The 20,820-nt window shown below is 58.9% G+C and carries 16 protein-coding genes; 7 read left to right on the top strand and 9 right to left on the bottom strand.

Features of this window, described 5'->3' with window-relative positions; translation table 11 throughout:
- Nucleotides 1-111: 111 nt before the first annotated feature.
- Nucleotides 112-843: a glutathione peroxidase gene (locus tag ACA373_RS20380; protein WP_125290556.1), complete on the top strand. Its 732-nt coding sequence runs from the start codon at nt 112-114 to the stop codon at nt 841-843.
- A gap of 98 nt (nt 844-941) precedes the next feature.
- Here ACA373_RS20380 and argH read toward each other — a convergent pair whose 3' ends face one another.
- From argH to argC, 4 genes are all read right to left on the bottom strand, one after another.
- Nucleotides 942-2,315: an argininosuccinate lyase gene (argH, locus tag ACA373_RS20375; protein WP_301252499.1), complete on the bottom strand. Its 1,374-nt coding sequence runs from the start codon at nt 2,313-2,315 to the stop codon at nt 942-944.
- Between the two features lie 79 nt (nt 2,316-2,394).
- Entirely contained in the window at nt 2,395-3,609 is a 1,215-nt protein-coding gene (locus ACA373_RS20370; RefSeq protein WP_125290558.1) for an argininosuccinate synthase, read from the bottom strand.
- A gap of 19 nt (nt 3,610-3,628) precedes the next feature.
- Complete coding sequence (gene argB, locus ACA373_RS20365; protein WP_253457130.1) at nt 3,629-4,405, bottom strand: acetylglutamate kinase; 777 nt, start codon at nt 4,403-4,405, stop codon at nt 3,629-3,631.
- A gap of 15 nt (nt 4,406-4,420) precedes the next feature.
- Entirely contained in the window at nt 4,421-5,425 is a 1,005-nt protein-coding gene (gene argC, locus ACA373_RS20360) for an N-acetyl-gamma-glutamyl-phosphate reductase (protein ID WP_370734999.1), read from the bottom strand.
- 171 nt (nt 5,426-5,596) lie between these two features.
- On the opposite strand from argC, the gene argE reads away from it, so the two are divergent.
- Nucleotides 5,597-6,748 (top strand): acetylornithine deacetylase, encoded by a 1,152-nt coding sequence (gene argE, locus ACA373_RS20355; RefSeq protein WP_301252496.1) that lies wholly within the window; start codon nt 5,597-5,599, stop codon nt 6,746-6,748.
- Between the two features lie 237 nt (nt 6,749-6,985).
- Nucleotides 6,986-9,637, top strand: a complete 2,652-nt coding sequence (gene ppc, locus ACA373_RS20350; RefSeq protein ID WP_301252495.1) for a phosphoenolpyruvate carboxylase — start codon at nt 6,986-6,988, stop codon at nt 9,635-9,637.
- A 38-nt stretch (nt 9,638-9,675) separates the two neighbouring features.
- Here the strand turns inward: ppc and ACA373_RS20345 are convergent, their stop codons facing one another.
- The 4 genes from ACA373_RS20345 to metB all read right to left on the bottom strand — a co-directional run bounded on the left by ACA373_RS20345 (nt 9,676) and on the right by metB (nt 15,105).
- Entirely contained in the window at nt 9,676-10,254 is a 579-nt protein-coding gene (locus ACA373_RS20345; protein ID WP_253457119.1) for a hypothetical protein, read from the bottom strand.
- 88 nt (nt 10,255-10,342) lie between these two features.
- Nucleotides 10,343-11,245 carry a methylenetetrahydrofolate reductase gene (metF, locus tag ACA373_RS20340; protein ID WP_253457115.1) on the bottom strand — a complete coding sequence of 301 codons (903 nt, stop codon included), beginning with the start codon at nt 11,243-11,245 and terminating at the stop codon, nt 10,343-10,345.
- Between the two features lie 267 nt (nt 11,246-11,512).
- Nucleotides 11,513-13,942, bottom strand: coding sequence for a bifunctional aspartate kinase/homoserine dehydrogenase II (locus ACA373_RS20335; protein WP_253457111.1), 2,430 nt, complete (start codon nt 13,940-13,942; stop codon nt 11,513-11,515).
- Between the two features lie 2 nt (nt 13,943-13,944).
- Nucleotides 13,945-15,105 carry a cystathionine gamma-synthase gene (gene metB / locus ACA373_RS20330; RefSeq protein WP_253457108.1) on the bottom strand — a complete coding sequence of 387 codons (1,161 nt, stop codon included), beginning with the start codon at nt 15,103-15,105 and terminating at the stop codon, nt 13,945-13,947.
- 244 nt (nt 15,106-15,349) lie between these two features.
- Between metB and metJ the strand changes: the two genes are divergently transcribed.
- A complete protein-coding gene (gene metJ / locus ACA373_RS20325; protein ID WP_125290568.1) occupies nt 15,350-15,667 on the top strand; it encodes a met regulon transcriptional regulator MetJ in 318 nt (105 codons plus the stop codon).
- An 84-nt stretch (nt 15,668-15,751) separates the two neighbouring features.
- Here the strand turns inward: metJ and rpmE are convergent, their stop codons facing one another.
- On the bottom strand, nt 15,752-15,964 hold the full coding sequence (gene rpmE / locus ACA373_RS20320; RefSeq protein ID WP_024966154.1) for a 50S ribosomal protein L31: 213 nt from the start codon (nt 15,962-15,964) through the stop codon (nt 15,752-15,754).
- A gap of 215 nt (nt 15,965-16,179) precedes the next feature.
- Here rpmE and priA point away from each other — a divergent pair, with 215 nt between their 5' ends.
- The 3 genes from priA (at nt 16,180) to ftsN (ending at nt 20,748) form a co-directional block, all read left to right on the top strand.
- Entirely contained in the window at nt 16,180-18,378 is a 2,199-nt protein-coding gene (gene priA / locus ACA373_RS20315; RefSeq protein ID WP_370734998.1) for a primosomal protein N', read from the top strand.
- A gap of 198 nt (nt 18,379-18,576) precedes the next feature.
- Nucleotides 18,577-19,614, top strand: coding sequence for a DNA-binding transcriptional regulator CytR (gene cytR / locus ACA373_RS20310; protein WP_253457102.1), 1,038 nt, complete (start codon nt 18,577-18,579; stop codon nt 19,612-19,614).
- A 159-nt stretch (nt 19,615-19,773) separates the two neighbouring features.
- Complete coding sequence (gene ftsN, locus ACA373_RS20305; protein WP_301252492.1) at nt 19,774-20,748, top strand: cell division protein FtsN; 975 nt, start codon at nt 19,774-19,776, stop codon at nt 20,746-20,748.
- Nucleotides 20,749-20,820: the final 72 nt, after the last annotated feature.

Here is a 20,820-nt window from a genome sequence, read left to right as displayed (position 1 = left end):
CATGGCGATAGATAGAATAGCAATCAACGATTAGCCCTATCAAGCCCGGATGATAATAATGTCACCCGTTCGAGAGATGAGTCACTTTTACCCCTAATCAAGAGGTAGTTTATGTTTGCAAGTCAGGAAGGTAAGTCAGTCCCGCAGGTCACTTTTCATACGCGTCAGGGCGACAGCTGGGTAGACGTCACGACTGATGAGCTGTTTAAAGACAAAACTGTCATCGTGTTCTCTTTGCCAGGCGCGTTTACGCCAACCTGTTCATCGAGCCATCTGCCACGCTATAACGAGCTGTCAGACGTTTTCAAAAAACACGGCGTGGACAATATTCTGTGCGTATCGGTCAATGACACCTTCGTTATGAACGCGTGGAAAGCCGATCAGCACGCTAACAACATTACCTTTATCCCGGATGGCAACGGCGATTTTACTCGCGGCATGGAAATGCTGGTCGAGAAAGCGGATCTGGGCTTTGGCCCGCGCTCATGGCGCTACTCCATGCTGGTTCGCAACGGCGTGGTAGAGAAAATGTTTGTTGAGCCAAACAAGCCGGGCGACCCGTTTGAAGTGTCTGATGCCGACACCATGCTGCGCTATCTGGCACCGGAATTTAAGGTGCAGGAGTCCGTGTCCCTGTTCACCAAGCCGGGCTGCCCGTTCTGCGCTAAAGCCAAGCAGATGCTGTTGGATCGCGGTATTCAGTACGAAGAAATCGTGCTGGGCCAGGATGCCACCACCGTCAGCCTGCGCGCTGTAACCGGCCGTGCGACCGTTCCTCAGGTCTTTATCGGCGGACGCCACATCGGCGGCAGCGACGATCTGGAACAGTTCTTTTTAGCCTAAGAATTAAGAAGGCGAGCCATCGCCCGCCCTCTTATGTGCCTAAAATAAAAATATAAGTCGAAATTAGTTGGCGGGCCTGATGCCCGCCTTTTTTTTGCTTACGCCAGGCGATTTTTCGCGTCGGTAATCGCAAGCGACACCTGATGCGGCGAAACACCACCCTTCGCATTACGCTTGTCCAGACAGGATTGCAGCGACAGGATCGGATAGACGTCTTCACCAATCACCTTGCTGTACTGTTGCAGCTCTTCCAGCCTTAGCGCTTCCAGCGCCACGCCTTTGCCAATTGCCGCCACAACGACTTCGCCCACGATATGATGCGCTTCGCGGAACGGGACGCCTTTAGCTACCAGATAGTCAGCCAGCTCGGTCGCATTGGCATAGCCCTGCTCTGCCGCTTCCTGGCAGCGCGGACGCTTCACCTGAATGCCGTCCAGCACCAGCGCGGCCATATGCAGACAGTCGGACCAGGTGTCCAGCGCGTCGAACAGGCCTTCTTTGTCTTCCTGCATATCTTTGTTGTAGGCCAGCGGCAGGCCTTTCAGCGTCATCATCATGCCGGTCAGCGCGCCCTGCACGCGGCCGCACTTGCCGCGGATCAGCTCCAGCGCGTCCGGGTTTTTCTTCTGCGGCATCAGCGAAGAGCCGGAGGTAACCTTATCGGACAGCTCGACAAAGCCTGACTCGCCGGTATTGAAGAAAATCAGATCTTCGGCGAAGCGGGAAAGATGCACCATGCCGATAGAGGCGTCGGAAAGCAGCTCCAGCACGTGATCGCGGTCGGAAACGGTGTCCAGGCTGTTGCGCGTGGCGGAGGCAAAGCCCAGCCAGCCGGCCAGCTGCTCGCGGTCGATTTCATAAGCCGTGCCGGCCAGCGCGCCGCAGCCCAGCGGGCTGACGTCCAGACGCTTCAGCGTATCCTGCAGGCGGCTTTCATCCCGCGCCAGCATCTCGACATAAGCCAGGCACCAGTGCGCAAAGGTCACCGGCTGCGCGCGCTGCAAATGGGTGTAGCCCGGCATGACCGCGTCCTGGTTCGCTTCTGCCGTGGCCACCAGCGCCTGCTGTAGCTGACGCGTGGCGATCAGCAGCTCGCCGATCTGCGCTTTGCACCAGAGCTTCAGATCGGTGGCGACCTGATCGTTACGGCTGCGGCCGGTATGCAACTTTTTGCCGAGCGCGCCGACTTTCTCAATCAGCCTGCCTTCAACATAGCTGTGAATATCTTCCGCATCGCTTTCCAGGATCTGCTGCGGATTAGCGCGCACTTCCTCAAGCAGCACGTTCAGCGCGGCTTCCAGCTGCTGCTGCTCTTCTGTAGTCAGAACATTGACCGTCACCAGCGCTTTGGACCAGGCTACGGACCCGACAATGTCCTGCTCTGCCAGACGATAGTCAAAGCGCAGCGAGTCATTAAACAGTTTGAAACGTTGATCTGCTGCCTGAGTAAACCGTCCACCCCAAAGTGCCATGTCAGTGCTCCCTTAAATTCATTGAGTTTTCTTTAAAAGGCGGCCTGCGCCGCCTTATTTCGCCAGGCAAAATCCCGGCTTACTTTTTCTCGTTCAGCGCACGGATGCGTGAAGAGAGCGAGAACAGACGGATAAAGCCGCCCGCGTGACGATGGTCGTACACTTCATCTTCGCCGAAGGTCGCAAACTCTTCTGAATAGAGGCTGTTAGCGGATTTTTTCTGGATCGCCGTGACCTGGCCTTTATAGAGCTGCAGCACCACTTCGCCGTTGACTTCTTCCGCCAGCGATTCGGCAGCGGCCTGAATGGATTTACGCAGCGGCGCGAACCAGCGGCCGTCGTAAACCACGTAGGACATCTCGTGGCCCAGCTGTTCGCGCCATTTGAAGCTGTCGCGATCCAGCACCAGCTGCTCAACCGCACGCAGCGCGTTGACCATAATGGTGCCGCCAGGGGTTTCGTAGCAGCCGCGAGACTTGATGCCCACCAGACGGTTTTCGACGATATCGATACGGCCCACGCCGTGTTTCGCGCCGATAACGTTCAGTTTTTCCAGGCAGCCGAACGGGCTTAGCGCTTCGCCGTTTACGGCAACCACGCGGCCTTTCTCCACGGATACCGTCACCTGCTCAGGCTGGTCCGGCGCTTCCAGCGGATCGACAGTCCAGACCCAGCAGTCTTTGTTTGGCGCATTCCACGGGCTTTCCAGCACGCCGCCTTCGGTAGAGATATGCCAGGCGTTTTCATCACGGCTGTAGATTTTTTCCAGCGACGCGGTGGTCGGGATGTTGCGCTCTTTCAGATAGTCGAGCAGCGCCTCACGGGAACGCAGGTTCCACTCGCGCCATGGCGCAACCACTTTCAGCTGTGGGGCCAGCGCGGTGTAGGTGGTTTCGAAACGCACCTGGTCGTTGCCTTTACCGGTTGCGCCGTGGCACAGCGCATCCGCGCCGACTTTCAGCGCCAGCTCAACCTGCGCTTTGGCGATAATAGGACGCGCCATCGACGTGCCCAGCAGATAAGTACCTTCATACAGCGCGCCGGTTTGCAGCACGGGATAGACGTAATCGCTGATGAATTCTTCACGCAGATCCACTACGTGGCATTCGGAAGCGCCGGACTGCAACGCTTTCTGCTCAACGCCTTCCAGATCGCCACGCTCCTGGCCGATATCGGCCACGAAGGCGACCACTTCACAGCCGCCGTAGTTCTCTTTCAGCCACGGAATAATCGCGGAGGTATCCAGACCGCCAGAGTAAGCCAGAACGATTTTTTTGATGCTTTTATCTTGCATTGTCATTTCCTTGAACCGGTTAAGCGAGGATCCGGGTGCCAATCGACACGCCGTTAAATAGGGTTGGTAGCTGTTCGGCATGACGCCAGCTGGCGATATCGACCGGGCGGCCCAGCGTGCGGGCGGCATCCAGCGCGGCGTTGACTTTAACAATCATGCCGTCGGTAATGATGCCCTGGGCGATCAGCTGTTCCGCCAGCGCCGTCGTCATCTCTTCGATGCGCTGGCCTTTGCCGTCCAGAATGCCGCTGACGTCGGAGAGCAGCACCAGATCGGCACCCAGCGTCGAGGCCAGCGCGGTGGCGGCCTGGTCGGCGTTGACGTTCATCAGCTTGCCGTCTTCGGTGATGCCGATAGAGCTGATCACCGGCAGGTAGCCTGCTTCCAGCAGCGTAGTAATGAGTTTGGGATTGCCCGGTGTCGCCTGGCCCACGTGGCCCAGCTCTTCATCAAAAGCCGCCACGTTGACGCTGCCGCCGTCGCCCAGGCACAGGCCAACGGCATCAATACCGTGTTTTTTCGACCAGGCCAGCAGCGTTTTATTGGCGGTGCCCGCCAGCGCGCCGGTAATGATGTCGATCTGATCGGCTGGCGTGACGCGCAGGCCGTTTTTCTTTTTCACCGGCAGCGCCAGCTTCTTCATCAGCTCGTCGACCAGGCAGCCGCCGCCGTGAACGATCAGCAGCGGGCGCTGATGGGTTTCGCGGTACGCCACCAGTGCGTCAAACAGGCGCGCCAGCGCCTCTTCGCTATCCAGCAACACGCCGCCGAGTTTAATAATTAAAGGATTGGTCATGGGCTTTCTCACTGATTAAATAAGCGACTGCGTTTCCGGGAAGCCGAAACGAATATTCATACACTGCACCGCCTGCGACGACGCACCTTTCAGCAGGTTATCTTCCGCCGAGACGATAATCGCGTGCTCGCCCTGCACGGCAAAGCCGATATCGCAGAACGGCAGGCCGACCACGCCTTTGATCGACGGCACGCCTTTATCATAGACACGCACCAGCGGCTTATCGTGATAGGCGTTATGGAACGCTTCCGCCACGTCTTCATGCGTTACGCCCGCCTTCAGCCGACAGGTGGTGGTGGCCAGGATGCCGCGCGGGAAGTTGCCCAGGTGCGGCGTGAAGATCACCGGCACGCCAAGATGCGCGGCGATTTCCGGCTGGTGACGATGGGTGAAAATGCCATAAGGCTGCAGGCTGACCTCGCAGAAACTGGTGGTCACGGACGCTTTGCGTCCTGCGCCGCTGACGCCGCTGGTGGCGTTGATCACCGGCCACTGCGCTTCGTTCAGCAGATCCGCCGCAATCAGTGGCTTCAGCGCCAGCTGCGCGGCGGTCGGATAGCAGCCCGGCACGGCAATCAGCTGCGCTTCTTTTAGCTGGCTCTGCTGCCATTCGGCCAGGCCATACACGGCCTTTGCCAGCCACGCTTTATGCTGATGCGGGAAGCCGTAATAGTCGGTGAAGAAGCTCTCTTCGTTGACGCGGAACGCGGCTGACAGATCGAACACCACGCAGCCGGCGGCCAGGAATTCAGGCGCCAGGTCATGACTGACTTCGTGCGCCGTCGCCAGAAACACCACGTCTACTTTGTCGGCGAACTCTGCCGCGCTTGTCAGCGGCTGCAGCGGCATGTCCAGGATGCCTTTCAGCTGCGGATGCAGATCGGAAAGCAATTTTCCGGCGTCAGGGCTTTGCGCTGATACCGCTAAAGCGGTTATGTTCACCTGAGGGTGACGGTTCAGGTAGGTCGCAAGCTCTACGCCAGCATAGCCACTGGCACCAACAATCAGCGTATTTAACATCGGACACCTTATAACGGTCTCGGGTTTCGGGTGACGGCTTCACGCCGTATTCCCACGCGGTTAGCGCCGGTTATGCAGGAAATCTGGTTTCCATCCCCACGCCATTAATGTATTTTTATTCACTATTAATGCATGAATATTGATACTATCCTAACGCAAGGACTGTCAACAGTGAAGACAAAATTACCGCCTTTTATTGAGCTTTACCGTGAGTTGATCGCCACGCCGTCCATCAGCGCCACCGACAGCGCGATGGATCAGAGTAATGAAGCTTTAATCAGTTTGCTGGCAGGCTGGTTCCGCGATATTGGCTTTGAGGTGGAAGTGCAGCCGGTTCCCGGCACGCGCCATAAATTTAATATGCTGGCCCGTACCGGCAGCGGCGCTGGCGGCCTGTTGTTGGCTGGTCACAGCGACACCGTGCCGTTCGACGATGGCCGCTGGACGCGCGATCCCTTTACGTTAACCGAACACGATAACAAGCTGTATGGCCTGGGCACCGCCGATATGAAAGGCTTCTTCGCCTTTATCCTTGATGCGCTGCGCGATGTTGACGTGAAAAAGCTGGCGAAACCGCTCTACGTGCTGGCGACCGCCGATGAAGAAACCACGATGGCGGGCGCGAAATATTTCTCTGAAAACGCCACCGTGCGGCCCGACTGCGCCATTATCGGCGAGCCTACCTCGCTTCAGCCGGTGCGGGCGCACAAAGGCCATATGTCGAATGTGATCCGCATTGAAGGCCAGTCGGGCCACTCCAGCGATCCTTCGCGCGGCGTCAACGCCATTGAGCTGATGCATGAATCCATCACGCAGCTGATGGCGCTGCGCGACACGCTGAAAACGCGCTATCGTCACGACGGTTTTGCCATTCCTTATCCCACCATGAACTTTGGCCATATCAGCGGCGGCGATGCGGCAAATCGCATTTGCGCCTGCTGCGATCTGCATATGGATCTGCGGCCGCTGCCGGGCCTGACGCTGAACGAGCTGGAAGGCTTGATTAACGAGGCGCTGGCACCCGTCAGCGAACGCTGGCCGGGCCGCGTCAACGTCAGCCAGCTGCATCCGCCGATCCCCGGCTATGAATGCCCTGCCGATCATCGGCTGGTCAAAGTGGTGGAAAAGCTGTTGGGTACGGAAACCAGCATCGTGAACTACTGCACCGAAGCGCCGTTTATTCAGGAACTGTGCCCGACGCTGGTGTTAGGGCCAGGTTCGATTAACCAGGCGCACCAGCCGGATGAATATCTTGATACCGCTTTTATTAAACCTACCCGCGAATTGATTACGCAGGTCGTACAGCATTTTTGCAATCACTGAGTGAAAAGCGGGGCATTTAGCCAGTAAAACGGCCTTTTACCCCGGCTTTATCATTTGTTTCTCGATAAGAATAACTTATCTCGCTGCGTCGCTGTTAAATTTCTTAAATTACCGCAAGTTAGCGACAGGTTCGCACACGTTTAAGTCAATTGACGGATGGACGGGAACGTGGCTAGATAAAAGGCAATGTTATACCGGCGACGGTAGAGAGTGATAAAAATAACGGTCAGGGGTCATATGAACGAACAATATTCCGCAATGCGAAGTAATGTCAGTATGCTCGGCAAACTGCTCGGGGATACGATTAAGGATGCGCTTGGCGAGAACATCCTGGATCGGGTGGAAACCATCCGTAAGCTCTCCAAGTCTTCCCGCGCGGGAAACGACGCCCACCGTAAAGAGCTGCTTACCACGCTGCAAAATTTATCCAATGACGAACTGCTGCCGGTGGCGCGCGCCTTCAGCCAGTTTCTGAACCTGACCAACGTCGCCGAGCAGTACCACACCATATCGCCCAAGGGCGAAGGCGCCAATCACCAGGAGCTGCTGGCGAAAACCTTCGAGCGCCTGAAGCAGCAGCCCAACCTGACGGAAGCCAAAATTCGCGAGGCTATCGAATCGCTTTCTCTGGAGCTGGTGCTGACCGCACACCCGACGGAGATCACCCGCCGCACGCTGATCCACAAGCTGGTCGAGGTCAACAGCTGTCTGAAACAGCTGGATCACAACGATCTTTCCGACTACGACCGATCGCAGATTATGCGTCGTTTGCGCCAGCTGGTTGCGCAGGCCTGGCATACCGATGAAATCCGTAAATATCGCCCGACGCCGGTCGATGAAGCCAAGTGGGGCTTCGCGGTGGTGGAAAACAGCCTGTGGGAAGGCGTCCCGGCCTTTCTGCGCGAGCTGTATGAGCAGGTAGAGGCGTCGTTTGGCGTTAAGCTGCCGGTAGATTTTGTGCCGGTGACCTTTACCTCCTGGATGGGCGGCGACCGCGACGGCAACCCGAACGTGACGGCTAAAATCACCCGCCACGTGCTGCAGCTAAGCCGCTGGAAAGCCACCGATTTGTTCCTGCGCGATATCGCCGTGCTGGTTTCCGAGCTGTCGATGTCGGAGTGTACGCCGGAAGTCCGCGAGCTGTGCGGCAACCCGGAGGCGCTGGAGCCTTACCGCGAAATCATGAAAAACCTGCGCGCCCAGCTGCTGGCGACCCAGGCGTATCTGGAGCGCCGCCTGAAGGGCGAGCGGCCTGCGCGTCCCGATAACCTGCTGATTGCCAACGAACAGCTTTGGGATCCGCTCTACGCCTGCTACCAGTCGTTGCAGGCCTGCGGTATGGGGATTATCGCCAACGGCCAGCTGCTGGACACGCTGCGCCGCATCAAGTGCTTCGGCGTGCCGTTGGTGCGCATCGATCTGCGTCAGGAGAGCACGCGCCACACCGACGCTATTGCAGAAGTCACCCGCTATTTAGGCCTGGGCGACTACGCCAGCTGGTCGGAAGCCGATAAACAGGCGTTTCTGATCAGCGAGCTGAGTTCCAAACGCCCGCTGCTGCCGCGTCAGTGGGAGCCGAGCGCCGAGACGCAGGAGGTGCTGGATACCTGCCGCGTGGCGGCGGAAGTGCCGAAAGGTTCCATTGCCGCTTACGTGATCTCAATGGCGAAAACGCCTTCCGACGTGCTGGCGGTGCATCTGCTGCTTAAAGAGGCGGGCATTCCTTTCGCCATGCCGGTGGCGCCGCTGTTTGAAACCCTGGACGACCTGAACAACGCCAACGACGTGATGCGTCAGCTGCTGGATATCGGCTGGTATCGCGGCTTTATCCAGGGCAAGCAGATGGTGATGATTGGCTACTCCGATTCGGCAAAAGACGCGGGCGTGATGGCCGCCAGCTGGGCGCAGTATCAGGCCCAGGATGCGCTGATTAAAACCTGCGAAAAAGCCGGTATCGCGCTGACGCTGTTCCACGGACGCGGCGGCACCATTGGCCGTGGCGGCGCGCCGGCCCACGCGGCGCTGCTTTCCCAGCCGCCGGGCAGCCTGAAAGGCGGCCTGCGCGTGACCGAGCAGGGCGAGATGATCCGCTTTAAATACGGCCTGCCGGAAGTCACCATCAGCAGCCTGACGCTTTACACCGGCGCCATCCTTGAAGCCAACCTGCTGCCGCCGCCGGAACCGGAAGCGGCCTGGTGCGGCATTATGGATCAGCTTTCCGCCGACTCCTGCGAGATGTATCGCGGCTACGTGCGTGAAAACGCCGACTTCGTGCCCTATTTCCGGTCGGCCACGCCGGAACAGGAGCTGGGCAAACTGCCGCTGGGCTCCCGTCCGGCCAAGCGGCGCCCCAGCGGCGGCGTCGAGTCGCTGCGCGCGATACCGTGGATCTTCGCCTGGACGCAGAACCGCCTGATGCTGCCTGCCTGGCTGGGCGCGGGCGCGGCGCTGCAAAAAGCGATGCAGGCGGGTCATCAGGATCAGCTGGAGGCGATGTGCCGCAACTGGCCGTTCTTCTCCACCCGTCTGGGGATGCTGGAAATGGTATTTTCCAAAGCCGATCTCTGGCTGGCGGAATATTACGATCAGCGGCTGGTGGACCAGACGCTGTGGCCGCTGGGCAGGCAGCTGCGCGACCAGCTGGATTCCGATATCAAAGCGGTGCTGACCATCGCCAACGATGCGCATTTGATGGCCGACCAGCCGTGGATTGCCGAATCCATCGCGCTGCGTAACGTTTATACCGATCCGCTGAACGTACTGCAGGCCGAGCTGCTGCACCGCTCCCGCCTACAGGAAACCAATGGTGAAGAGCCGGATCCGCGCGTTGAGCAGGCGCTGATGGTGACAATAGCCGGCGTCGCGGCGGGCATGCGTAATACGGGCTAACGGTACAGGGCGTTCATATCTGCCGGATATGAACGCCCTTATGGTTTAATGGGCGACCACGCGCACCAGAAGTTGACGACCCTGACGCCATACTTATTGACCTCTTCCACCACTTCCATTCTGTCCATGCCTCTTTCGCAATGTTCAGCCAGCCAGGCCCTGCTGCTGCAAAACTGTATCCAGCGGTTAAGGTGACGATCCTTAAGCCACAGCCCCATTTCGCAACGGCCCGATTTGCCCCGGCTCGGGCCGGGAAAAGAGACGTCATACTCCGTCAGATATTGACTGCTTTGATGGGGAAGATAGCGAACCAGAGCGGAGGGCAGCTGCAACGAGAACACGCCGATCATAAAAGCGCTACAGATAAAAAGTTTAGGGAGCTGCCGCAGCGTCAGGCGATGGTGAAAAAAGATGACGGCCACTAAGGTAATGACTAAGGCGGCGCCTACGCCGACTTCGCCAGCTATCCAGAAAACGCTATCTGGATCGGCCAGATAGACGTTGCGCGAAAGAGCAGACCAGTACGCCATCGCCACCAAAGGCACAACGGTAAAAAAGGCCATCAGTAAACAGCCTTTTATCCCCAGCCGCTTTATTTCCCTGATAATGTTTTGCATGGGTTCTTCATGATTCCTGCCCTGGAAAACAGGTATCATAAAAAAAATGCCGCCTCGCGTAAACGAAGCCGCAGCTGGCTTTTACTTATCAGGCCGGCACGGCAACCGCCGGGCGCACGCCCAGCGTGTGGCAAATGGCGTAGCTCATCTCCGCACGGTTCAGCGTATAGAAATGGAAATCTTTCACGCCTTCGCGGCTGAGGATTTTTACCATATCCATCGCCACGTTGGCGCCCACCATTTTGCGGGTTTCCGGGTCGTCATCCAGCCCGGCGAACATGCTGGTCATCCAGCCCGGCACGCGCACGTTGGTCAGCGTGGCAAAACGCTGCAGCTGTTTGAAGTTGGAAACCGGCAGAATGCCGGGCACGATTTCCACGTCGATCCCGGCGGTTACGCAGCGGTCGCGAAAGCGCAGATAGCTTTCCACATCGAAAAAGAACTGGGTGATAGCCCGGTTTGCGCCCGCATCAATTTTGCGCTTCAGGTTGATCAAATCCGCCTGCGCGCTTTTGGCTTCCGGATGCACCTCGGGATAGGCGGCAACGGAGATATCAAAATCGCCCACTTCCTTTAACAGCGCCACCAGATCCGCGCCGTACATTTCCGGCTTGCCGCCGCCCGGCGGTAAATCCCCGCGCAGCGCCACGATATGCCGAATGCCGCTGTCCCAGTAATCCTGAGCGATAGCGCGCAGCTCGCTGCGGCTGGCGTCAATGCAGGTTAAATGCGGCGCGGCTTCCAGCCCGGTGCGATCCTTAATACCTTTGATGATGCTGTGGGTACGGTCACGCTCGCCGGAGTTCGCGCCGTAAGTAACCGAAACAAATTTCGGCTTCAGGCTGCCGAGACGATCGATAGAGCGCCACAAAGTCTGTTCCATTTCGCTGCTGCGCGGCGGAAAGAACTCAAACGAGACGTTAATCTGCCCGTTCAGTTCGGCCAGACTCTGGTTCAGTGCTTCGCGCTGGTTGGCGTGGAAAAAACTCATGGCTTACCTCATCGATCGCGGAAGAAAACGGCCCACCTTGAACTTCTATACGTTTAGACGTCCAGACATTCAAAATGACGGATCGGCAGTTTTACGTCAACAGATAAATGATGCCGCAGCGTGACAAATTCTCAACAAAGTTGAATGAAATTCATGCAGGAAAAAGAAGTGAGGAAAATCAAAGGGCCGCCGCGATCGGGCTGAATGCACAGAAAAATGACGCGCTATCATTTAAGCCGGGGCCGCGTTTTACGGCCCCGAAAGAAACTACAGCAGCTGCGCCAGCCGGTTGATGTCGGACTGGATTGCGCCTGCCGTTACGTCGCGACCTGCGCCCGGCCCGCGGATCACCAGCGGATTATCGCGATACCAACGGCTTTCAATGGCAAAGACGTTATCGCAAGGCAGCAGCGCCGCCAGCGGATGATCGTCCCTGACCGCCTCGACGCCGACGCGCGCCTTGCCGTTGGCGTCAAAGCGGGCCACGTAACGCAGCACCAGCCCCATCTCCTGTGCGGCCTCAAAGCGCTGCTGCATCTGCTCGTTCAGCGCCTCGCCGTTCTCAAAGAAGTGATCGACCGACTCGCTTTCGCAGCTTTTCGGCACCAGCGACTCCACGCGCACCTGATCCGGTTCGATATCGTAGCCCGCCTCGCGCGCCAGGATCACCAGCTTGCGCATCACGTCCTGACCGGAAAGATCGACGCGCGGATCCGGTTCGGTCAGCCCCTGCTGCCATGCCTGATCCACCAGCTCGGTAAACGGCACGGTGCCGTCATACTGCAAAAAGAGCCAGGAAAGCGTGCCGGAGAAGATGCCGCTGATGGCGATAATGCTGTCGCCGCTTTCACGCAGATCGCGCACGGTGTGGTTAACCGGCAGCCCGGCACCGACGGTGGCGTTGTAAAGCCAGTGGCGGCCGGTTTTAGCGAAGGCGTCACGGATCTGACGATAGCGGTCGCTGCTTGACGCCCCGGCCACTTTGTTCGCGCCAATCACGTGAAAACCGTGGCTGGCGAAATCCAGATACTGATCGGCGAGCTGCTCGCTGGCGGTCACGTCCAGCACCACCAGGTCGTCGAACGGGTGCGCGCGCATCCACAGGAACAGCGACTCCTCGTCCCGCTCCACCGCCTCGTCATCAAAGAAGGCCAGCGCGCGGCTGGCGTCCAGCCCTTCGTAGTTCAGCAGGCTGCGACGACTATCGACCACGCCGGCTAAAACATATTCAAATCCCGTCCGCGCCGATAGCGTTTCCTGCTCGCGCGCGAAAAGTTCCAGCCAGCGGGAGCCGATATTGCCCTTGCCGAACAGCATCAGGCCGACCTGTTTTTCCGCGCGGAACAGCGACTGGTGCAGACCGCGGATCAGATGTTCAGTCGGCCCGACGCGCAGCACGGCGACCAGGCTGATGCCCTCTTCCGACTGCCAGATAAATTCAACCGGCTGATCCTTCAGCTGCTGCCAGAAACGGTGGCTGTGCAGCGGATTGCGGCAGACGCCTGCGCCCACCAGCGCGACCAGCGCCATGTCTTCCCGCAGCTGTAGGCGTCCGGGAATGCCCGCGTCCTGCAGCAGCGTCAGCGCGCTGTTCACCACTTCCGAGGTATAACAAAGCTGTAAAAGGTGGCGATCGGGATGAACGCCGGTCGCCAGCGGACGCAGCTGCGCGCGCTGAAGCAGTCGTTCAATCTCTTTCTGCGCCGTGGCGAAATCGTGCTGCGGCGGCACCTGGAACTCAATCAGGCAGACGTCGTCGTGGCTGGTGACAATCCGCGCGCCCGTGCCGGAAGCCAGCACGCGCTCAATGCGGGTCGAGCCCTGTTCCGGCTGGTAGCTACAGCGCAGCTGCAGGTCAATATCGCTGCCGGAAACCGGCTGTAGCGTACGGGTATGCAGCACCGGCGCGGCCAGGCGCGCCAGCTCGCTGGCCTCATCCAGCCGCAGCAGCGGCAGCAGGCAGGCGTCTTTCACCTTGCGCGGATCCGCACTGTAAACGCCCGCTACGTCGCTCCAGATGGTGACGCGCGACACGCCGGCCAGCGCGCCGATCTGCGTGGCGGAATAGTCGCTGCCGTTACGGCCCAGCAGCACGGTTTCACCCGCGTCGTTGCGGCTGATAAAGCCGGTTACCACCAGCCGCTCGCCCGGATGCTGGGCAATCAGCTGTTGCAGCAGCGGCCAGGATTTTCCTTCATCCACCTGCGGCTGGGCGGCCCGCTCGGCGCGCAGAAATTCCCGCGCGTCCAGCCAGCTCGCCGCCATATCCTGCTGCTGAAGCACGGCCGCCATCAGCCGTGCCGACCAGATTTCACCGTGTCCCACCACTTCCGCGTAGGCGGCTTCGGTTATTTTGCCATCCAGCAGAGCGGCCAGCTTTTCCAGATCGCGAATGAATTCGCCGATCAGCCCGTCCGCCGTCTGTGCCGGAAGCAGGCTGCTGATTAACTCACTCTGGTAGCGTCGCAGCGCCTGCTGCACCTGATGCGCCGACAGGCGGTCGCTCTGGCTCAGCTTCAGCCAGCTAATCAGCTGATTGGTGGTGCTGCCTGCGGCGGACACCACCATCACGTCGCCGGGACGGCTGTATTCCGCCATGATCCCCGCTACCCGCAGGTAACATTTGGCGTCGGCAAGGCTGCTGCCCCCGAATTTATGCAGCTGACGCGCGCCTGCTGCCACTGCTGAATGACTCATGCTTACCTCTTAGCCGCTATCCGGAATGCATTATCCAGATCGGCAATTAAATCTTCGTGATCTTCAATCCCTACGGAAACCCGCAGCAGCGTTTCCGAAATACCTGCCGCCGCGCGCGCCTCTGCCGACATGCCCGCATGGGTCATGGTAGCGGTATGGGAGATCAGGCTTTCCACGCCGCCCAGCGATTCGGCCAGCGTGAACAGTTCCAGCGCCTTCAGGAAACGACGCAGCGTCTGCTCGTCGCCGTTCAGCTCAAAGCTGAGCATCGCGCCGAAGCCTTTCTGCTGGCGGGCGGCAATCTGATGGCCCGCGTTTTCCGGCAGTGAAGGATGATACAACTTTTTAACCAGCGGCTGCTGTTTCAGATAATCCACGATGGCGAGCGCGTTGCGCTGTGCGGCCGCCATACGTGGCGCCAGCGTGCGCAGGCCGCGCAGCAGTAAATAGCTGTCGAAAGCCGCGCCGGTTACACCGATATTATTCGCCCACCAGGCCAGCTCTTTCACCCGCTCGGGATCTTTGGCAATTACCGCGCCCGCCACCACGTCGGAGTGGCCGTTAAGGTATTTCGTGCAGGAATGGATCACCAGATCGGCGCCCAGCTCCAGCGGGTTTTGCAACGCCGGGCTAAGGAAGGTGTTATCCACCACGCTAACCGCGCCCGCTTCTGCCGCCGCCTTACAGATAGCCTCGATATCCACCACGCGCAGCAGCGGATTGCTCGGACTTTCTACCAGCACCAGCTTCGGTTTTTCCGCCAGCGCGGCGTGCAGCGCCGCTTCATTGCCCTGATCGACAAACTTCACGCGATACGCGCCGCGCTTGCTCAGGCTGTCAAACAGGCGATAGCTGCCGCCATAGCAGTCGTGCGGCGCCACCAGCAGATCGCCCGGCTTCAGGAAGACGGTACAAACCAGGTGGATCGCCGACATGCCGGTATTGGTCATCACCGCACCGGCGCCGCCTTCCAGCTCGGCCAGCGCGCGCTGGACAACATCGCGGGTAGGGTTACCGCGACGTGAGTAGTCATGCGCCCGAGGCTCGTTGAAATCGGTAAAGTTATAGGTGCTGGAGAGGTGGATTGGCGGGACAACGCAGCCATACTGTTCGTCATCATTCAAGCCGCTGCGTACCGCGATGGTTGCCTGTTTACGCGTCATGGTGCATAAATTCCTGCAGGAGAAAGAAAGAAGAGCCATCAGCATAACAGGGAACAGATAGACGTCAATACATCTGGACTTCTAAATGTCTTTGCGTATAGATTGAGCAATCTGTCAATAACCGGTAATATTACCTTTTTGCTCCCTGGAAAAAGTGGGCGCAATACGGTGTGGCGCCGCCCAACTTCGGGCATAATTAGCTGAATTTCGGCACAGTAAATATTAATGATGACTAAGGTAACCCATGGCTGAATGGAATGGCGAATATATCAGCCCTTACGCTGAGCACGGTAAAAAGAGCGAGCAGGTAAAAAAAATTACGGTATCCATCCCGTTAAAAGTTTTAAAAATTCTGACCGACGAGCGTACCCGTCGTCAGGTTAACAACCTGCGTCACGCCACCAACAGCGAGCTGCTGTGTGAAGCGTTTCTGCACGCTTTTACCGGCCAGCCTCTGCCGGATGATGTCGATCTGCGTAAAGAGCGCAGCGACGAAATCCCGGAAGCCGCCAAAGCGATCATGCGGGAAATGGGCGTCGATCCCGATACCTGGGAATATTGAGCGCTTTTTCGCAGATATAAAAAAACCCAGCCGAAGCTGGGTTTTTTATTGCATCCGAAACGGTATCCGCTTCGTGCAGGCGACTTATTTGCTGCCTGGGATGCTGAAACGCTTGTTGAAGCGGTCAACACGACCACCGCTGGCAACGTCACGCTGCTTGCCGGTGTAGAACGGGTGGCATTTGCCGCACACGTCCAGGTTCAGGTCGTGACCCACGGTTGAGCGGGTTTTGATTTCGTTACCGCAAGAACATTTAGCAGTAACTTCAGCGTAATTTGGGTGAATACCTTTTTTCATGGGAAAACCTCAGTTAAGGCCGTGTCGCTCTCCCGTGCCAGGAAAACCCTGCACCGGCACCACACGAAGATTAATAATTCAGGTGATTTGATACCAAAATGCCGTACCAACGGCGGCGAACTATACAGAAAATAACCGCTCGCTGCAATCGAATCCGCACATTCAGGAAGACACAGTGTACACTATCCCGCTCATAATTTCATCCGGATAAATTCATGCCCGTCGTTCAGGTCGCTCTGCCCGTTCCGCTTGCCCGCAACTTTGACTATCTGCTGCCTGCGCATCTGCCTGCGGCGGTGCCGGGCGCGCGCGTCAGCGTGCCGTTTGGCAAGCGCAAAGCGGTCGGCGTGGTGGTGGGGCTTGCGGATACCAGCGACTTTCCCCTCGATCAGCTGAAGCCCGTTTATGAAGTGCTGGACGACGAGTCGCTGTATCCCGCTTCGCTGTGGCGCATTCTGCTGTGGGCGGCGGACTATTATCACTATCCGCTGGGCGAAGTGCTGTTTCACGCCATGCCCGTGCTGCTGCGCCAGGGGAAACCCGCGCGGGAAGCGCCGCTCTGGCAGTGGTTTATCACGGAAACCGGTCGGGAAACCGCCCCGGAAAGCCTGAAGCGCGCGCCGAAACAGCAGCAGGCGCTGGCGGCGCTGCGCCAGCGTAATCTCTATCGCCATGAAATCGGCCAGCACGACATTACCGATGCGACGCTTCAGGCCCTGCGCGCCAAAGGATTATGCGATCTCCAGACGCAGCAGCGCGCGCCGCAGGACTGGCGAACGCATTACGCCGTCAAAGGCGAACGGCTGCGGCTGAACACCGAACAGGCCACGGCGGTCGGCGCTATCCGGGCCGAAGACGACCATTTCGCTGCCTGGCTGCTGGCCGGCATCACCGGCTCCGGCAAAACCGAAGTCTACCTGAGCGTGCTGGAGAACGTGCTGGCCAGCGGCAAGCAGGCGCTGGTGCTGGTGCCGGAAATCGGCCTGACGCCACAAACCATCGCCCGCTTCCGCGAGCGCTTTGACGCGCCGGTAGACGTGCTGCACTCCGCGCTGAACGACAGCGAGCGGCTGGCGGTATGGCTGCGCGCCCGTCAGGGTGAAACGGCCATCGTTATCGGCACCCGCTCGGCGCTGTTCACGCCTTTTGCGCAGCTGGGCGTGATTATTATCGATGAAGAGCACGACAGCTCCTACAAGCAGCAGGAAGGCTGGCGCTATCAGGCGCGCGATCTGGCTGTTTTTCGCGCCCGTCAGGAAGATATCCCGATTGTAATGGGAACCGCCACGCCCGCGCTGGAGACGCTGCACAACGTGCAGATGGGCAAATATCGTCAGCTGAACCTCAGCAAGCGTGCGGGCAACGCGCGTCAGGCGACGCAGCAGCTGATCGACCTGAAAGGCGTGAAGCTTCAGGGCGGCCTGTCGCCGATGCTGATCAAAAAGATAGGGCAGCATCTGCAGGCGGATAATCAGGTGCTGCTGTTTTTAAACCGACGCGGCTTTTCTCCGGCCATGCTCTGCCACGAGTGCGGCTGGATAGCCGAATGCCAGCGCTGCGACCGCTACTACACGCTGCATCAGCACCACCGCCAGCTGCGCTGCCACCACTGCGACAGCCAGCGCCCTATTCCGCACCAGTGCCCCCAGTGCGGCTCGACGCATCTGGTGCCGGTCGGCCTGGGCACCGAACAGCTGGAGCAAAACCTGGGCGAGCTGTTTCCCGGCGTGCCGCTGTCCCGCATCGACCGCGACACCACCAGCCGTAAGGGCGCGCTTGAACAACATCTGGCCGACGTTCATCGTGGCGGCGCCAGGATCCTGGTGGGCACGCAGATGCTGGCAAAAGGCCACCACTTTCCTGACGTGACGCTGGTTTCGCTGCTGGATGTCGACGGCGCGCTGTTTTCCGCCGACTTCCGCTCCGCCGAGCGCTTCGCCCAGCTTTATACCCAGGTGGCCGGGCGTGCCGGACGTGCCGGGAAACAGGGCGAAGTGATGCTGCAAACCCATCATCCTGAACATCCCCTTCTGCAAACGCTGCTGCATCAGGGCTACGACGCTTTTGCGCAGCAGGCGCTGCTCGAAAGGAAAACCGTGTTTCTGCCGCCGTTCACCAGCCACGCGCTGTTCCGCTCGGAGGATCACGATAACCAGCAGTCCGCGCTCTTTTTACAGCAGCTGCGCAATCTGCTGGAAGCCAGCCCGCTTAAGGATGAAGCGTTCTGGGTTATGGGCCCGGTGCCGGCGCTTCAGCCTAAACGAGGCGGGCGCTACCGCTGGCAGCTGCTGCTCCAGCATCCTTCCCGCGCGCTGCTGCAGCGGCTGATTAAGGCTACGCTGCCGCTGATGGGCACGCTGCCGCAGTCGCGCAAGGTGAAATGGACGCTGGATGTGGATCCCACCGAAAGCTGAAATGCCAGACGATATCGTCTTCTTGCTGCGAGCCGGCTCGAAAAAAGTCGCACAAGTCACTATTTTTATGCAAATTAAGTAACGCAATTGATTAGCATTGGTTAATTTCACGGTGAGGGTCGGCTATAACGCTGACAAAAAGCCTTTTATTTCCGGCCGACGCCGGGCAGTCAACCGGCCGGTATGAGGAGAACAGCGTTGGAGCACAAGCCAGAAACCGTGGGCGCCACGATGAAAGACGTGGCGGAAAAAGCGGGCGTATCGACGGCGACCGTTTCCCGCGCCCTGATGAGTCCGGAAAAGGTTTCTGCCGCCACGCGCCAAAAAGTCGACGAGGCGGTGATTGCCGTTGGCTATTCGCCTCATGCCATGGTGCGCCATCCGCGACGCAGCGAGTCCCGCACAATCCTGGTGATAGTGCCCGACATTTGCGACCCCTTTTTCAGCGAAATTATTCGCGGGGTGGAATCGGTGGCGGCCGAAGAAGGCTATCTGGTGCTGATTGGCGACTGCGCGCACCAAAACCGTCAGGAGAGCGCTTTCCTGAATCTGGTGATGACCCGACAGATTGACGGCATGGTGCTGCTGGGGTCGCAGGTGCCTTTTGAAACCGGGCCGGAAGAGCAGCGCAGCCTGCCGCCGATGGTGATGGCCAATGAATTCGCGCCCGATCTGGCGCTGCCGACCGTGCACATTGATAACCTGACGGCGGCGTTCGAGGCGGTGAACCATCTGCTTAAGCTGGGCCACGAGCGTATCGCCTGCGTCGCCGGGCCGCAGGAGATGCCGCTGTGTCAGTATCGCCTGCAGGGCTATATTCAGGCGCTGCAACGCAACGGCATCAGGCTGGATCCGCGCTATATCGTGCGCGGCGATTTCACGTTTGACGCCGGCAGCCGCGCGCTGAAGCAGCTAATGCGGCTGCCGCAGCCGCCGGACGCCCTGTTCTGCCACAGCGATATCATGGCGCTGGGCGCGATGGCGCAGGCGAAAATAATGGGGCTGCGCGTGCCGAAAGATCTGTCGCTGATTGGTTTTGATGATATCGAACTGTCGCGCTACAGCGATCCTCAGCTGACTACCATTGCCCAGCCGCGATTCAACATCGGCCGCGAGGCGATGAATCTGCTGCTGGAACAGCTACAGGGCAAGCTGGTAAACAGCGGTTCCCGGCTGCTGGATTTTGAAATAAAAATTCGCGGCAGCACGGCGCCCGCGCTGCGGCAAAAAGCGTAGCGCGAACAAAATCTTTCCTTTTGGGCAACAAAACCGAGATTCAGCAGATTCTTAATCGTATCCCTGCTGGTCAAACTTCCGGCCCTTGAGTAACATGGCGAGCTGCAGGCCAGCGCGCTGGCCCGACCTTACTCTTCATTGATTATTAGCGGAACGATAGTGGCACAAAAAGATTACGTAGGCCGCGGGCGTTCGACAGGGACGCGTCGCAAAAAGAGCAACGGCCGCGGCGGCAGTAAAAAGCGCAGCAGCGGATCGGGTGTATCAAAGATCATGGTAGGTCTGGCCGTCGCGGTACTGGTGACGTTTGTCGGCGGCTTATGGTTTATCGCCCATCATAAAAAAGAGGAAGAGGCGCCGGTCATTCCGGATCACAAAGCAGCCGGCAACGGTTTGCCGCCCAAGCCAGAAGAGCGCTGGCGCTACATTAAAGAGCTGGAGAACCGTCAAATCACCGTGCCGACGCCCGTCGAGCCTTCGGCAGGCGGTGAAGTGCATTCGCCTACGCAACTGACCGACGAACAGCGCCAGCTGCTGGAGCAGATGCAGGCCGATATGCGCCAGCAGCCTACCCAGCTGAACGAAGTGCCGTGGAACGAGCAGACGCCAGCCCAACGCCAGCAAACGCTACAGCGCCAGCAGCAGCAGACGCAGCTGCAACAGCAGTCGCGCCAGCCGCAGAACGCCTATTCATCAGAACCTCAGCCTTCTCGTCAGGTACAGACGCAGCCACAGATCCAGCCGCGTCAGGTTCAAACGCAGCCGCAGGTACAGCCATCGCGTCAGCAGCCGGCACAGCAGCAGCACATGCTGCCGCAGCACAGCCAGCAGCCGACGGTAGCTCAGGAGCCTGTCCGCCAGCCGCAGCCGAAAACCGAGAAGCCAAAAGAAGTCGAAAAAGAGAAGACGCAGCGCTGGATGGTGCAGTGCGGCTCGTTCAAAGGCAGCGACCAGGCGGAATCCGTACGCGCCTCGCTGGCGTTTGAAGGCTTTGAAAGCAAAATCACCAGCGGCGGCGGCTGGAATCGCGTGATCGTCGGCCCTTACAACAGCCGCACCGCCGCCGACAGCACGCTGAAACGCCTGCGCGGCAACGGCCACTCAAATTGTATTCCTGTCTCTTTGGGGGGTTGAAACCTTCCAGATTCCCCCCATATCTGATCGCATCATTGCCCCGCAGTAGGCCTGCGGGGAGATCTTTCGACT

The sequence above is a fragment of the Erwinia sp. STN24 genome (assembly GCF_041320675.1).
GTDB classification, from domain to species: domain Bacteria; phylum Pseudomonadota; class Gammaproteobacteria; order Enterobacterales; family Enterobacteriaceae; genus Erwinia; species Erwinia aeris.
The sequence above is the reverse complement of the archived record's forward strand: the minus strand, read 5'-3'. Positions and strand labels throughout refer to the sequence as shown.